Here is a 1,594-nt window from a genome sequence, read left to right on the forward strand (position 1 = left end):
AAGTATAGTTAAGTGAAGAAGGGCGCACGGTGGATGCCTTGGCACTAGGAGCCGAAGAAGGACGGGACAAACACCGATATGTCTCGGGGAGCCGTACGTAGGCAGTGATCCGAGAATTTCCGAATGGGGAAACCCTCTACTCGTCATGGAGTAGAACCTATACCTCAATTCATAGGGTATAGGAGGCAGACCCGGGGAACTGAAACATCTCAGTACCCGGAGGAAGAGAAAGCAAACGCGATTTCCCGAGTAGCGGCGAGCGAAACGGAATTAGCCCAAACCAAAAAGCTTGCTTTTTGGGGTTGTAGGACACTCCATTGGAGTTACCAAGAAACACGTTAGACGAAGCGGTCTGGAACGACCCGCGACAGAAGGTAAGAGCCCTGTAGTCGAAAGCGTGTTTCCTCCGGAGTGGATCCTGAGTACGGCGGAACACGTGAAATTCCGTCGGAATCCGGGAGGACCATCTCCCAAGGCTAAATACTCCCTAGTGACCGATAGTGAACCAGTACCGTGAGGGAAAGGTGAAAAGCACCCCGGGAGGGGAGTGAAAGAGAACCTGAAACCGTGTGCCTACAAGTAGTCGGAGCCCTTTTATGGGTGACGGCGTACCTTTTGTAGAATGGACCGGCGAGTTACGATCCCCTGCAAGGTTAAGTGGAAGACACGGAGCCGCAGCGAAAGCGAGTCTGAATAGGGCGAATGAGTAGGTGGTCGTAGACCCGAAACCGTGTGATCTACCCATGTCCAGGGTGAAGGTCAGGTAACACTGACTGGAGGCCCGAACCCACGTACGTTGAAAAGTGCGGGGATGAGGTGTGGGTAGGGGTGAAATGCCAATCGAACACGGAGATAGCTGGTTCTCTCCGAAATAGCTTTAGGGCTAGCCTCAAGGGATGTATGTTGGAGGTAGAGCACTGATTGGACTAGGGGCCCTTACCGGGTTACCGAATTCAGTCAAACTCCGAATGCCAATCATATTACCTTGGGAGTCAGACTATGGGTGATAAGGTTCATAGTCGAAAGGGAAACAGCCCAGACCGTCAGCTAAGGTCCCCAAGTATACGTTAAGTGGAAAAGGATGTGGCGTTGCTCAGACAACCAGGATGTTGGCTTAGAAGCAGCCATCATTTAAAGAGTGCGTAATAGCTCACTGGTCGAGTGACGCTGCGCCGAAAATGTACCGGGGCTAAACGTATCACCGAAGCTACGGATTGTTCTTCGAACAATGGTAGGAGAGCGTTCTAAGTGCTGCGAAGTCAGACCGTGAGGACTGGTGGAGCGCTTAGAAGTGAGAATGCCGGTATGAGTAGCGAAAAAGAAGTGAGAATCTTCTTCACCGAATGCCTAAGGTTTCCTGAGGAAGGCTCGTCCGCTCAGGGTTAGTCGGGGCCTAAGCCGAGGCCGAAAGGCGTAGGCGATGGACAACAGGTTGATATTCCTGTACCACCCAATTCCGTTTGAGTGATGGGGGGACGCAGAAGGATAAGGAATGCGCACCACTGGATGTGTGCGTCGAAGCAGTAAGAGCGTCAGATAGGCAAATCCGTCTGGCAAGCTTGAGCTGTGATCGGGAGGGAAATAAAGTACCGAA

Annotated in this window: 1 rRNA gene; it reads left to right on the plus strand. The window is 52.1% G+C overall.

Annotated features, from left to right (window positions below):
• Nucleotides 1-6: 6 nt before the first annotated feature.
• A 23S ribosomal RNA gene (locus GH715_RS21220) occupies nucleotides 7-1,594 on the plus strand; the annotation flags it as partial.

This window comes from Gracilibacillus thailandensis (assembly GCF_010994055.1).
Taxonomy (GTDB): domain Bacteria; phylum Bacillota; class Bacilli; order Bacillales; family Amphibacillaceae; genus Gracilibacillus; species Gracilibacillus lacisalsi.